The 14,827-nt window shown below is 32.9% G+C and carries 12 protein-coding genes, 1 other RNA gene and 1 other annotated feature; of the genes, 2 read left to right on the forward strand and 11 right to left on the reverse strand.

Going from position 1 to position 14,827, the window contains the following annotated elements:
* Window positions 1-117 precede the first annotated feature (117 nt).
* From tadA to dnaA, 11 genes are all read right to left on the reverse strand, one after another.
* Window positions 118-594: a tRNA adenosine(34) deaminase TadA gene (tadA, locus tag FYJ55_RS01155; RefSeq protein ID WP_407651009.1), complete on the reverse strand. Its 477-nt coding sequence runs from the start codon at window positions 592-594 to the stop codon at window positions 118-120.
* A gap of 13 nt (window positions 595-607) precedes the next feature.
* An RNA gene (gene ffs / locus FYJ55_RS01160) (signal recognition particle sRNA small type) lies at window positions 608-693 on the reverse strand.
* 65 nt (window positions 694-758) lie between these two features.
* Window positions 759-2,042: a serine--tRNA ligase gene (serS, locus tag FYJ55_RS01165; RefSeq protein WP_118114428.1), complete on the reverse strand. Its 1,284-nt coding sequence runs from the start codon at window positions 2,040-2,042 to the stop codon at window positions 759-761.
* 271 nt (window positions 2,043-2,313) lie between these two features.
* Window positions 2,314-2,544, reverse strand: a complete 231-nt coding sequence (locus FYJ55_RS01170; RefSeq protein ID WP_154555281.1) for a hypothetical protein — start codon at window positions 2,542-2,544, stop codon at window positions 2,314-2,316.
* Between the two features lie 346 nt (window positions 2,545-2,890).
* Window positions 2,891-3,101 (reverse strand) — a binding site (T-box leader).
* A 480-nt stretch (window positions 3,102-3,581) separates the two neighbouring features.
* Window positions 3,582-3,770, reverse strand: a complete 189-nt coding sequence (locus FYJ55_RS01175; RefSeq protein WP_229771021.1) for a helix-turn-helix domain-containing protein — start codon at window positions 3,768-3,770, stop codon at window positions 3,582-3,584.
* A 144-nt stretch (window positions 3,771-3,914) separates the two neighbouring features.
* Window positions 3,915-6,383, reverse strand: a complete 2,469-nt coding sequence (gene gyrA / locus FYJ55_RS01180) for a DNA gyrase subunit A (RefSeq protein ID WP_154555282.1) — start codon at window positions 6,381-6,383, stop codon at window positions 3,915-3,917.
* Between the two features lie 12 nt (window positions 6,384-6,395).
* A complete protein-coding gene (gene gyrB / locus FYJ55_RS01185) occupies window positions 6,396-8,363 on the reverse strand; it encodes a DNA topoisomerase (ATP-hydrolyzing) subunit B (RefSeq protein ID WP_154555283.1) in 1,968 nt (655 codons plus the stop codon).
* Window positions 8,360-9,439 carry a DNA replication/repair protein RecF gene (recF, locus tag FYJ55_RS01190; protein ID WP_154555284.1) on the reverse strand — a complete coding sequence of 360 codons (1,080 nt, stop codon included), beginning with the start codon at window positions 9,437-9,439 and terminating at the stop codon, window positions 8,360-8,362. Before recF ends, gyrB begins: the two co-directional genes overlap by 4 nt.
* Entirely contained in the window at window positions 9,436-9,639 is a 204-nt protein-coding gene (gene yaaA, locus FYJ55_RS01195) for a S4 domain-containing protein YaaA (protein ID WP_154555285.1), read from the reverse strand. The genes recF and yaaA overlap by 4 nt, the downstream gene beginning before the upstream one ends.
* Window positions 9,640-9,753: 114 nt before the next feature.
* A complete protein-coding gene (gene dnaN, locus FYJ55_RS01200) occupies window positions 9,754-10,872 on the reverse strand; it encodes a DNA polymerase III subunit beta (RefSeq protein WP_154555286.1) in 1,119 nt (372 codons plus the stop codon).
* Between the two features lie 145 nt (window positions 10,873-11,017).
* Window positions 11,018-12,385 (reverse strand): chromosomal replication initiator protein DnaA, encoded by a 1,368-nt coding sequence (gene dnaA, locus FYJ55_RS01205; RefSeq protein WP_199519649.1) that lies wholly within the window; start codon window positions 12,383-12,385, stop codon window positions 11,018-11,020.
* Window positions 12,386-12,782: 397 nt separating this feature from the next.
* Between dnaA and FYJ55_RS01210 the strand changes: the two genes are divergently transcribed.
* Window positions 12,783-13,997, forward strand: coding sequence for a peptidoglycan bridge formation glycyltransferase FemA/FemB family protein (locus FYJ55_RS01210; RefSeq protein WP_154555287.1), 1,215 nt, complete (start codon window positions 12,783-12,785; stop codon window positions 13,995-13,997).
* Window positions 13,998-14,054: 57 nt separating this feature from the next.
* Window positions 14,055-14,825: a peptidoglycan bridge formation glycyltransferase FemA/FemB family protein gene (locus FYJ55_RS11230; RefSeq protein WP_195836630.1), complete on the forward strand. Its 771-nt coding sequence runs from the start codon at window positions 14,055-14,057 to the stop codon at window positions 14,823-14,825.
* The last annotated feature ends 2 nt before the right edge of the window (window positions 14,826-14,827 follow it).

Genomic DNA, 14,827 nt, shown 5'->3' on the forward strand with positions numbered 1-14,827 from the left:
TGGTAAGAAAGGTTTCGATAGAAACCTGTTCCCAAGAATCTCGTCACTTCAGTGATGAGGTTCAATTGATTGAAATAGGGAAGTACAATATATATGAAAAGCAGAAATCTTTCAAATTTATGATTTCTGCTTCTTTTTCATATCTCTTTTCTTCTTAAAAAAATGTTTTAATAAATCTGAACATTCAGATTCAAGAATTCCTTTTCTATATTCAGGATGGTGATTAAATTCAGACACTTCAAACAAATTTGTACATGTACCCACACAACCTCCTTTAGGATCGGATGCTCCATATACAACTTCTTTAATTCTAGATTGTATAATCGCACCTGCACACATAGGACATGGTTCTAAAGTTACATATAATATGCAGTCCTCTAATCTCCATGTATTTAATTTTTTACATGCTTTTTGAATTGCCATAATTTCTGCGTGTGCAATACTTTGTTGTAAAGTCTCACGCTTATTATATCCACGAGCAATCACTTTATCATCTTTCACAATAACACATCCAATTGGAACCTCATCATAGCTTTCTGCTTTTTTAGCCTGCTTGATAGCTTCCTTCATCCATTTCACATCATCCATACACATATCCTCAAAAAATAAAAAACTACTACACATGATGGAGCTTACTTAAGGCTGCTTCGTTCCCGACCTGACCTGATTCATAAGACATCATTGTAGTAGCCAAGTTATTATATCAAATCCATTTTCAATTCGCAATAGAAAAAAGCTGTCAAAGACAGCTTTTAAGATTAACCAATTTTCTTTTTACCACCCATGTAAGGTTGTAATACTTCTGGAATCAAGATTGATCCATCTGCCTGTAAATTGTTTTCTAAGAATGCAATCAACATTCTAGGTGGAGCAACACAAGTGTTGTTTAATGTGTGCGCAAAGTACTTTTCTCCATTTTCTCCCTTCACACGAATCTTTAAACGACGTGCCTGAGCATCTGTTAAGTTAGAGCAACTTCCAACTTCGAAGTATTTCTTTTGACGTGGAGACCACGCTTCAACATCCACTGATTTACATTTTAAATCTGCCAAATCTCCTGAACAGCATTCCAATGTACGCACTGGAATATCTAATGTTCTGAAGAATTCTACAGTATTCATATATAATTTTTTAAACCATTCCATACTTTCTTCTGGCTTACAAACAACGATCATTTCTTGTTTTTCAAATTGGTGAATACGATATACACCACGTTCTTCAATACCGTGAGCACCTTTTTCTTTACGGAAACAAGGTGAGTATGAAGTGTAAGTATATGGAAGATCTTTTTCTTCAAGAATTGTATCCTTGAATTTACCAATCATAGAGTGTTCACTTGTACCAATTAAATACAAATCTTCACCTTCGATTTTATACATCATACCTTCCATTTCCGCAAATGACATTACTCCATCAACTACTGAACTACGAATCATATATGGTGGAATTACATAAGTAAATCCTTTTTTATCAATCATGAAATCACGAGCGTAATTTAAGATTGCTGAATGTAGACGAGCAATATCTCCCATTAAATAGTAGAATCCATTTCCAGCTACACGACGTGCTGCATCTAAATCAATTCCGCTTAAACGTTCCATGATTTCAGTGTGATAAGGAATTTCAAAATCAGGAACAACAGGTTCTCCAAATTTTTCTAATTCAACATTTTCACTATCATCTTTTCCAATAGGAACACTATCATCAATGATGTTTGGAATCTGCATCATTTTTTCAGTAACAGACTCTCTTAATTTAATTTCTTTTTCTTCTAAAGCTGTTAGCTCGTGAGCAATCTCAGCCATTTGTTGCTTAATTTCTTCAGCCTCTTCTTTTTTACCTTGGCCCATCAACTTACCGATTTCTTTAGAAATCTTTTTACGATTTGCACGTAAATCATCCGCATGTTGTTGTGTTTGGCGAAGCTCTTTATCCTCCATTAACACTTCATTTACTAAAGGCAATTTGTAGTCTTGGAACTTTTTCTTAATGTTCTCTTTGACAATGTCCGGATTTTCACGGACAAATTTCATATCTAACATGATATCCTCCTCTGCACAAGAAAAGACTTTTTCTGCGAAAAAGTCACACGTCTAAATGACATGCCCGGTTCGTTTCCAGTCGTCCGGTAACATTTCAATATCCACTCCATCTTTCTGAATCATTCGGTATCCCGATTCATTCAGTCTTTATCGATGGAGTTTTTATTGTATGCTTTATTTATAAATACTTCAGAATTTCATCCATGATCTATGTACCTATCTTCCAGTAAGATATCATAAACTTCTGGTTCTGATTATTTATCTTATTTAATCAACAAATCCCATGTCTCTTCGATTGATCACATAGGCCACACAATAATGTACACTCAATCCTTTGATCAGTTTCTAAATATGTAACGTCCTTATAGGCACGATCAAAACAAATCTTGAATGCCCTATGAAGCATACAATTATACAGTTCAAGATCCTTCTTTATGAACAATTCTACTTCTGGTTCAAGATCTTTATAATAGATTCTTTGTGACATTAAAAACACCTTCATAAGACAATTCCTCCTGTTCTATCTGGTTCTATTATACTATATTTAGAACATATTTTATAGATAGATTTGAGACTTTCTGATTTATTTTATGTGTATCATTATATCGCCAATTTGAACATGTGATATTTCACTGTGTTCTCTCATATTCACATTAAATTCACATTGACACTGCATTTTTATTCAATTTAGAATATTTTCATTCTATGCTACATTTCTTATCATTCAAACATTCCAATTATAACCTTATCACTGTTATATTATGATATTTTGTTATTTTATCACATGCAATATTTTCCTGTCCCGAAACCAAAATCTTAATATAAAAAAAAAGAGACACTCGCACCCATAAAGGGACGATGTCTCGCGTTGCCACCCTTTTTACCATATATATACATATATGATCTCTTAACATGATAACGGTATGTACCGGATCAAACTACTAATTTCGTTCGATCACTCTAAGGTGCTATTCAATTATTCATATCAGTATTTTCACCAACCATACTGTCTCTATTTAATATATGGAATAATCTACTTATCCTTATCTTTGTTTTCAACACATTTATACCATTAAAACAAAGCTAAAGTCAACCGCTTATTCTGTGAAATAGCCACATTAGATCGGATTTATCATATGATTCTACTTATCTACAAATCATATTCAATATCACAATTATATATAGCATTAAAATATAAGAAAATCCATCTATAATCCATTCCCATGAATACTAATAACTGAATAAACAAAAGTAATCCTAATAGAGAAAAGAAGGCACAAATTCATTTTGTTGAATTATCATAATACAAATAATATAAGCCAATTACTGCCATTGCAAAAATAGCACCAATACACAAAGGTCCTATAATGCTTCCATGACCAGAAATATAAATACATGCCGCAACAAAGATCATACATACTAAGGAAATTTTATCTGCTTTTCTATCTTGTCTTAAACTTTCTATTTTGTATACATCTAAATTGTGAATAATATTTGTGACTTATTCATTCGAGTAATTCAAACTCTTTTTACATGATATCAATTCAGCACAGAAACATGCATAGATTCAGATAAGGCAGGTAACAATTGAATGTCTGGATATCCTATTCCACGTTCCCGTCGGCTAACCGCTTTATCTGTGACATGTAGCTGTTGAACGAGTTCCATTTGCGTCATATTTTCTTTTCTTAACTTACAGATAAACATTCCCATATCTTTTGCGTTCACATATATCACTTCTTTCTATAATAATTTATATACATTCTATCAAATTGGCAATCAACGTGTCATTTATATAGTGTATTCAGGTTATTTCTATCTGATTTATCATATGAAAAAGGAGTAAAATCATAATTCTACTCCTTACATGCTTTATTCTTCAATATTTTCTTCTGATTCTGCTTCAGGCTCTTCATGATCTACCAATGTCATACGCGTTACTTTCGCATCTCCATTTAAGTTGATCAATCTTACACCTTGTGTATTTCTTCCGTAGATTCCTACATTCTCTAAAGCTACACGGATCATGATTCCATCACTCGCAACAATCATCGCATCTTCTTTACCAGTAACCGAACGCATACACATTAGCTTACCTGTCTTTTCTGTGATATTAATTGTGCTAACACCTTTTTTACCACGAGAAGTCAAACGATAATCTTCGAACTTACTACGCTTACCATACCCATTTTCAGAAACAACAAGAACAGTGTCTCCTTCACTTGATAGTGCAGCACCTACAACTTCACTTCCATCACAATTGAATCCTAATACACCACTTGCACTACGTCCCATGATACGAACTTGATCTTCATTGAATCGAACAGCTTTACCATTTGACCCTGAGATAATTACTTCATCTTGTCCTGTAGTTAATTTCACAAAACGCAATTCATCATCTGGTTTTAAACTAATCGCAATCTTACCATTACGATTGATATTTTCAAATTCAGATACAGATGTACGTTTCACAATACCATTTTTTGTAACAAATAATAATGTTTCACTTTCATCATCCTTAGGAACAGCTACAAGAACATTTACTTTTTCACCTTTTTCCAAAGTCATTAAATTCACAATTGGAATTCCTTTAGATGTTCTAGATCCACTTGGAACATTGTATCCTTTTAATCGATATACACGACCCTTATCTGTAAACAACAACAAGAAATCATGTGTCGACATCGAAATCATAGTATCAATAGAATCTTCTTCATTTAATGTCAATGATTTGATTCCACGACCACCACGATTTTGAGCACGATATGTATCTACAAGCTGACGCTTAATATATCCAGACTCAGTTAATGTGATAATCACATCTTCCACTGGAATTAAGTCTTCATCTTCCATATCAACAGAAGCATCACTAATTTCAGTTCTTCTTTCATCACCATATTTCTGATCAATTTCAGTTAAATCATCACGAATGATTTGAAGAACACGATCATGATTTGCCAAGATATCCTTCAAATCTTCAATCGTCAATAATAATTGTTGATATTCATTTTCAATCTTATCTCGTTCCAATCCAGACAATCTTCTTAACTGCATTGCCAAGATAGCTTTAGCTTGAATCATGCTCAATCCAAACGCATCACATAAATCTTGAGATAAACCGGCCTCATCTTTTTTAGAACTACGAATCATATGAATAACTTCATCGATATGATCCATCGCAATTCGTAAACCTTCTAAGATATGTGCACGATCCTGTGCCTTCTTTAAATCAAACTGTGTTTTTCTTACAACTACATCAACCTGATGATCAATATAATCATGAATAATATCTTTTAAAGGCAATTGTTTAGGACGACCATTTTCAAGTGCCAACATATTGATACCAAATGAAGTTTGAAGTGGTGTTAATCTAAACAACTGATTTAAAATTACTTCTTCCTGCGCATCCTTCTTTAGCTCCATTACAATACGAATACCTTCACGGTTACTTTCATCGTTTAAATAAGTAACACCTTGAATTGCTTTATCACGAATTAAAGAAGCCATTTTAGTAATTAAGTTTGCCTTATTGACCTGATAAGGAATTTCATAGAAAATAATCTGTTTCTTTCCGTTTGATAATTCTTCAACACGATACTTAGAACGAATCATAATGGATCCACGTCCTGTTTCAAATGCTTGACGAATACCTTTACGACCCAAAATAATTCCTCCAGTAGGGAAGTCCGGTCCTTTAATGACTTCCATCAATTGAGGAACTGTAATATCCGGATCATCCATTACCGCAAAAATGGCTTGAATCGTTTCTGATAAATTATGAGGTGGAATATTTGTTGCCATACCAACCGCAATACCCACAGCACCATTAATCAACAAGTTTGGAATACGACTCGGAAGCACAACTGGCTCGCTTTCTTCACCATCATAGTTTGGAATAAAATCGACCGTATCCTTTTGAATGTCACGCAGCATCTCCATAGAAATTTTTGACATACGAGCTTCCGTATAACGCATTGCCGCAGCTCCATCTCCATCTAGAGAACCAAAGTTTCCATGACCATCCACTAATGGATATCGATAAGAGAAATCCTGGGCCATACGAACCATTGCATCATATACAGCTGTATCCCCATGAGGGTGATACTTACCAATAACTTCACCAACAATACGTGCACTCTTCTTATGTGCAACACCTGAAGTAATTCCCAATTGATTCATCGCATGCAAAATACGACGATGAACTGGTTTCATACCATCACGAACATCTGGTAATGCACGTGAAACAATAACAGACATTGAATAATCTAGAAAGGCTGTACGCATTTCTTTGGATATTTCAACATCTTCTACATAGTCATATCGCTTATTTTCTTCTTCCATAAGGACCTCCTACTAGTAATCCAAATTAGCGTATACAGCATTTTCCTGAATATATTCACGACGAGGCTCTACATCCTCACCCATCAACATATCAAATACACTGTCCGCTTCCATCGCATCATCAATTGTGACACGTTTCAATACTCTATGATGTGGATCCATCGTTGTTTCCCACAACTGTTCTGCATCCATTTCCCCTAAACCTTTATAACGCTGAACTTTGTACCCATCTTTAAATTCTTCACGCAACTGATCCATTTCCTGTTCCTTATACGCATAGGCAATCTTTTTTCCTTTTTGCACCTTATATAAAGGAGGTTGTGCAATATAAACATATCCACCTTCAATAACAGGTTTCATAAAACGATATAAGAAAGTCAACATCAATGTACAAATATGACTACCATCGACATCGGCATCGGTCATAATCACAATTTTGTGATAACGTAATTTTGATACATCTACATCTTCTTGAATTCCACATCCAAAAGCAGTAATCATACTACGAATTTCCTGGTTTTCAAAAATACGATGCGTTCTAGCTTTTTCAACATTTAAAATCTTACCACGCAAAGGTAAAATAGCTTGTGTTTTCGCGTCACGACCTTGTTTCGCGCTGCCCCCGGCAGAATCACCTTCGACGATATAGATTTCACATTCACTTGCATCTTTACTTGAACAATCCGTTAATTTACCTGGTAATGAACTAATTCCATCCAACGCAGATTTACGACGTGTTAATTCACGAGCTTTTTTTGCTGCAATTCTTGCCTTGCTGGCAATTTCTGCCTTTTCTACGATAGCCTTGGCAATATCGGGATTTTCTAAGAAGAAACGATTGATCTGTTCGCCCGCAATATTTGAAACAATCTTACGAACTTCACTATTGCCTAATTTTGTCTTTGTCTGTCCTTCATACTGAGGATCCGGGTGCTTAACAGAAATAATCGCAACCAATCCCTCTTTAACGTCATCCTGAGATAAACTCTCATCCTTTTTGATCATATTATTATTTTTCGCATAGGCATTAATACAACGAGTCAAAGCCATTCTGAAACCATCTTCGTGATATCCACCTTCATGCGTATGAATATTATTACAGAAAGAATAAATACTAGATTGATAGCCATCGTTATATTGCAGAGCAACTTCTGCAAGAATACCATCCTGCAATCCCTCTACATAAATGACTTTGTCACTGATTGTACTCTTATTCTTATTTAAGAATTGTACATACTCAATAATTCCACCCTCATATTTATAGTCATTACTTGGACCATCTGATGTTCTTTTATCTGTTAAAGTTAAACGTATATCCTTATTTAAGAAGGCAAGCTGACGCAAACGAGAATTCAACGTTTCATAATCATAAACTGTTGTATCCTTAAAAATCGTTGGATCTGCTTTAAAACGAACTAAAGTACCTGTTTCTTCTGTTGTTCCGATAATTTTTAAAGGCTCAACCGCATGTCCACCATTTTCAAAACGAATAAAATAGATTTTACCATCCTGATAAACAGTAACCTCTAACCATTCACTCAACGCATTAACAACACTGGCACCAACACCATGCAAACCTCCGGAAACCTTATAAGCGCCTCCGCCAAATTTTCCACCTGCATGTAATACCGTCATAATTGTTTCTACTGCGCTAATTCCTGTCTTTTCATGAATTCCAACTGGCATACCACGACCATTATCACGTACCGCAATAATATCTCCTGGCTCAATTGTCACATCAATTCGATTCGCAAAACCAGCCAAAGCCTCATCAATACCATTATCCACAATTTCCCAAACTAGATGGTGAAGTCCACGTACAGAAGTGGAACCAATATACATACCTGGTCTCAAACGAACCGCTTCTAACCCTTCTAACACCTGAATATCATCCGCTGTATACGAATGTTCTACTTGTGTAGCTTGTGTTTCTAATTCTTCAAATTCAAGAATCTCTTTTTGTAATTCATCCTGACTCATTTGTAGACCTCCTTGATTCTCCCTTGTTCTATATCATAGAACCGAACTTCACGATTCCAATGCATATTCAATCGTTCTGTTGTTGTTATAAAAATCTGCATATCATTAGGAAGCTTTTCAATTAATTGTCGCTTTCTAAGATTATCCAGTTCACTAAATACGTCATCCAATAATAAAATTGGATATTGCCCACTCTTTTCATAAATAATTTGGGCTAGCCCCAATTTAAGTGCCAGTACAAAACTTCTTTTCTGCCCCTGACTGGCCACTTCACATACAGGTTTTCCATTCAATTCAAATAAAATATCATCCCTATGAATTCCAATCAAAGTCTGATGATATTTTTTTTCTTTTTCAAAAACCTTGGCATAAGCTTCCTTCATATCTCCATCCAAATCAATAAACGTTATATACTTAGCATCTATATATTCTTTTTCATTTGAAAAGAATGGATATAGCTCACGCGCTTTTATCATCAAAGAATTCAAAAATTCATTTCTTTGTTTCATAATGATTTTTTGAACATCTATCATCTGATCCAAATAAATTTGAACTAAACACTCATCCACTTTACTCTGTTTCAAAGCTTGATTTCTCTGCTTTAAAATTTTTTGATACGAAGATAACGTAACCGTGTACGTTTTTGACAATTTCATTAACTCCATATCAATGAATCGTCTTCGATTTTTTGGAGATGAAGTAAATAAAGATAAATCGTCTGGACAAAATAAGATCGCATTTTCAATTCCAATAAAATCCGAATACTTCTTAACTGGATTTTGAAAACGAAACAAATGCTTTTTTTGATGATCCACAATCACTTTCAATTCTTCTTTTCTGTGATTAGACTCCACCGTTGCCTGAACACAAAATTCTTTGCACCCATGCATGATCATACTGTCCAATTGATTTGTTCGAAACGAACGCAAATGACTTAAAAAATAAATAGCTTCAATTAAGTTCGTTTTGCCCTGTGCGTTTTTTCCATATAAAAAATGAATGCACTTTGGTGTAAAAGAAAAAGACATGGTTTCATAATTACGGAAATGAAAACATGTCAGCTTTTCAACATTCATTTCACTTCAATCCTTATTCCATTAGTTTCTACAATATCTCCATGGTAGATCTTTTTTCCACGACGATTTTCATTAACGCCGTTGACTAATACTTCCATGTTTGCTAAATATTCCTTGGCCTGTCCACCACTATAGACAACATCGCAAGCTTTTAGCAATTGTGCTAATGTAATATACTCATCTATAAGTTCAAATTCCATGAAAATACCTCTTTTCGCACTATAATTATATCATAAAACGACATAAATAGCTATGCGTACAGAGATACCGATAAAAAAAGAAACCGTTTAAAACGAGTTTAAACGGCATTTTCTTTAATCATAACTACGAATTGGCACTAAAATCATTAAGACTGAAGCATCTTCCGGATTTGATACCTTGATAGGCTTCATAAATCCAGAAAATTCAATTAATACTTTTTCGCATCCCAATGCCTTGATCGCATCCAACATATATGTACCATTACATGTCAATGAAATATCTTCTCCTTCATATTCACACTTAGTCAATACTTCATCAGAGTTTCCAATTTCACTTGAATACGTCTTAACATGAGTTTCTGCTGTTGAACATTCCAATTTAATTAAATGTACTTTATCATTGCGAATGAAGTTAGTACGATCAATTGTACCTGCAATTTCATATGAATCCACCAACATCTTAGATACACAACTTGTAGGAATAATTCTTTGTACATCTGGGAAAGTTCCATCAATTAAACGAGTTTGGATAATTGTTTTATCAAATACAAACTGTGCTTTTTTAAAATCTGCATAAATATCGATTGTATCATCATCCGAAATAGAACGAACAACCTCAGTTAAAGATTTACTAGGAATTGTGATATTAAAATCTTGACTTGAATTCAATTCAATTGTTTTTCTAGCTAAACGATATGAATCTGTTCCAGAACAATACAACATATTACTTTGTGAATTGAAGTTTACCCCCGTTAATACTGGACGTTGATCTTTGTCGCTGCACGCAAATGCAGTCTGTGAAACGATTGATTTTAAATCTGTTGCCTTCAATACAAAATGATGATTAGGTTGTGTAAAATCAATATCAGGATATTCATTAGAACGAATACCATTTAAGTTAAATTGACCATTATCACTAGAAATACGAACTAAAGAGTAGTCAATGACTTCAATTTCAATATTTTTACAATCCAACTTACGAACAATTTCTAACAAATACTTAGAATCAATAATAATAGATCCTTCTTCTTCAATATCTAAATTATTCAATTCACCAGGGACAATTATAGTACGAATGGATATATTTGAATCACTACCAGTTAAAATCATTGAACCATCTTTTAAATCAATACAAATACCTGATAGTGCAGGTAATGGAGAAAAGACACTAATAGCTCTAGAAACAATAGATAGCTTGTCATAAAAATATTTTCGATCAATAGAAAAATGCATAAAATCCTCCTTTTATTAATATATTTATATATAAATTATAATATAAGGGACTGTATAAGTGTGTAAAAATTGCACAGACCCTTTAAAAAACGTACTCTACGCTAATTTTTGGGATGTGGATTCCATGAGGAATACAGTGTATAAATTAAGAATCCAAAGTGCTACGAATTTTTTCAACAGCTGTTTTAAAAGCTTCATCTTTTTGAATCAATTTCTTAGCACGCTCATACGAACTAGAAATTGTCGTATGATCACGACCCCCTAATTCTTGCCCAATAGATACATAAGATTTATGAAGCAAGTCTCTAGATAAGTAAACACAGATATGTCTTGCGTTCGCAATAAATTTTTGACGACATTTACCCTCTAAATCCTTGTAAGATAAGCCATAAAAACGTGTTACAGCCTTCTTTATCTTTTTAATTGTCAATTCATCCGATTGCGATACAATAGGTTCTTTAACTAATACTTTACGCGTAAAATCCATATCGATTACATCTGGATTAAATAGTGTCGCATTAAATATCAAGCGATTTAAAGTTCCCTCTAGATTTCTTACGTCATTTGAATATTTACCAGCTAAATAATCAATAACATCTTCGCTCATATTCACACTTTCTTCACGACCTTCGATTTTCTTCTTTAAAATCGCTTTGCTAGTTTCGAATTCTGGTTTAGAAATACTGATTGTAAGCCCAGAAACAAAGCGTGAAATTAAACGAGACTGTAATCCACTAATTTCACTAGGATGCATATCACTTGTGATAATAATCTGTGTATTCTTTTGAATCAACTGATTATAGACAGTGAAGAAGATTTCCTGACTGCTAGAATGTTGCTGCAAATTTTGAATATCATCAATTAAGAAATAATCACAGTCTAGAAGTTGTTCCTTGACTCTTTCTACAGTATTGCCATGAACATTTTTGGTTTTCATAGCTTCAATCAATAAAGAAACTAAATCTCCACTATACATATAAATTACTTTACATTCAGGATGTTCCTTAGCTAAATAATTTCCCATCGCATGTAGTAAATGGGTTTTACCTAAGCCAGAATTACCATACAACATAAGGGGATTGAATGGATGAGAAGTCGTTTGTGTACAACAAGCTAAACATGCGGCATAAGCCTCCGCATTAGAATTACCTTCGACAAAATTTTCAAATGTATAAGAAGGATTGAATTTATTTTCTAATAAAACATTCGTTCTTTGTTTGACAACCTCTTCAGGCATCATCTTTTCCATCTCTCTTTGGTGGATAAACTGAATTGTTAATGTATCGCCCCAGACCTCACTTAAAGTGGATTCAAACAGTTCTTTTTCTTTCTGTTTCTTTAAAATACTAAAAGTGATTGTAGAACGATAGGCTACGTAAGCTATATTATCCTCTATTTTAAATAGAGTTGTTTTTGAAATCCATGAATTGAATGTATGACTATCAAAATAGTTGGATTCTTGTATTTTTTGTAAAGTTTCATTCCATATCGATGCATAAGACATGGTAGACATAGTAAAACCTCCTTGCAGTATTACTATTATACACGATTTTTACACTTATCCCCATTTATTCTTTTGGGATAAATTTTTTCCCAATGTGGACTTATGTGCAAAAAAAATGAACAAAATCGGGATAACTCACTTTATATTCATATTAAATATATAGAAAATCATTGATAAACAAAGGCTCTCAATGACTTTTCCCAAGTTATACAGAGAATGGATTTAGAATGTCTTTATCCACTGTATAACTTATGATTTTATATACATTTTATATGTATATTTTGAATTAAAATAAAATAGAATACAGATCCATGTATATAATATGTGGATAATATATAGACCATTTTGTGTAAAACTAATAAAATGTTATAATGAAGTGCAAGAATATAAAGGGGTATAAAAGTATATGTATATTTTTAAATCGAATATAAATCAAAAAGAATACGATTACTTTGTAGAAAATCATCCTAGTTGTAGTTTGCTTCAAAGCTACAAATGGGCAAATATAAAAAATAATTGGAACTCCATTTATACAGGGGTTTATGAAAAGGATACATTAGTAGCTGCTGGGTTGGTATTGATTCGTCCATTACCACTTTCTTTTTCTATGTTTTATTTGCCTAGAGGACCAATTTTAGATTATAAAAATAAAGAGTTATTGAATTTTTACTTTACAGAATTAAAGAAAATTGCCAAAAAAGAACATTGTTTATTTATTAAATTTGATCCAAGTATTTTAATTTCAAGCTTCCACTTAGACGAAGAAAGAAAAGAATTTAATTATAAGGAAGAGTTTGAAAATATTAAATCATGTAAAGCCATTCATTATGGATTCAATAAAGATTTTGATACAACCATTCAACCAAGATACAATATGGTAGAGTATGCGGATGATTTTGGAATGGACAATCTATCTAAAAAAGGGAAAAAGAATATTAAAATTGCTCAGAAACAAAATTTAGATATTCAATTTGGACACAAAGAATTATTAGAAGACTTTGATAAAGTCATGAAATGTACAGAGGAAAGAAAAGGAATTTCTTTACGAACAAAAGAGTATTATGAATTACTTTTAGATACATATGCAGATGATGCATTTATCACTTTAGCCTATTTCCATATCCACGACATGTTAAAAGAGACAAAAGAAAGATATGAACAGTGTTTACTAGATTTAGAAAGTTGTCCAGAGAACGCAAAGAAGAAACGTTTTACCTTGGAAGAATTAAAAGACTCATTAGAGAAGAAAATCAGTAAATATGAAGAAGATGTGAAAACATATGGTGAAACAGTCTGTGTTTGTGGAACACTAACTGTAAAATATGGACATACATCAGAAATTTTATATGCAGGAATGAATGAAGATTTTAAACGTTTGATGGGCCCCTATTTAACTTGGTATAAAACAATGGAAAAATGTTTTGAACTTGGATGCAAAACAAGTAATATGGGTGGAATTGAAGGAACTCTTAAGGGAGGACTTGTTGATTTTAAAGAAATATATCATCCTAGAATCAATGAATACATTGGTGAATTTGATATTCCGGTTAATTCATTATTGTATAATGTTGCATTTAAATTTTATAAGAAGATTAAGGAAAGAAACGCAAAGCACAAATAATTTAAGTATGATTTAAGTACGACTATCTATTATATCCTAGTAAGGATGGAATTTGATATGTCGTATTTATTTTTTAAAGATATAAACCGTGAAGAATTTGATGAATTTGTGAAAAAACATGAATATTGTAATTTACTACAAAGCTATAATTGGGCAAAAGTAAAAAGTAATTGGGATCACATGTATACAGGTGTGTATAAAGACAATGTATTATTCGCAACAGGTTTAGTGTTGATCAAAAGATTGCCATTATCATTTTGTATGTACTATTTACCCAGATGTCCTATTATGGATTATAGGGATAACGTGCTTGTTCAATATTATTTTGATCAATTAAAAAAGGTCGCCAAAAAAGAATATTGTATCTTTATTAAATTTGATCCAGCTATTCATGTTAATGATTATGATTCAAAATCATATAATACAAATCGATACGAAGATACAGATACATATTTAAAAATATTCAAAAGCTGTAAAGCTATACATCATGGCTATACAATGAGTATTGCGGATACAGTACAGCCTAGATTTCAATCGAATGTATATTCATATGAAAATATAGAGGAAACATTGCCAAAACATACGAAACGTTTAATTAAGGATGCAGAGCGTAGAAATGTTCAAATTATTCATGGACAAGGTGAATTGCTAGATGAATTCAGCCGACTTGTAGAATTGACGGAATCAAGAAAAGGCGTTGCGTTAAGAGATAAAGAATATTTCAAGACATTATTAGAAAATTATTCTGAAGGAAGCGTCATCTTTTTTAGCGACTTGCAACGTATATCAATTAGATCAAGAGGCAAAGGAAAAGAAGATACAGCTTGAAA

The sequence above is a fragment of the Holdemanella porci genome (assembly GCF_009696075.1).
Taxonomy (GTDB): domain Bacteria; phylum Bacillota_I; class Bacilli_A; order Erysipelotrichales; family Erysipelotrichaceae; genus Holdemanella; species Holdemanella porci.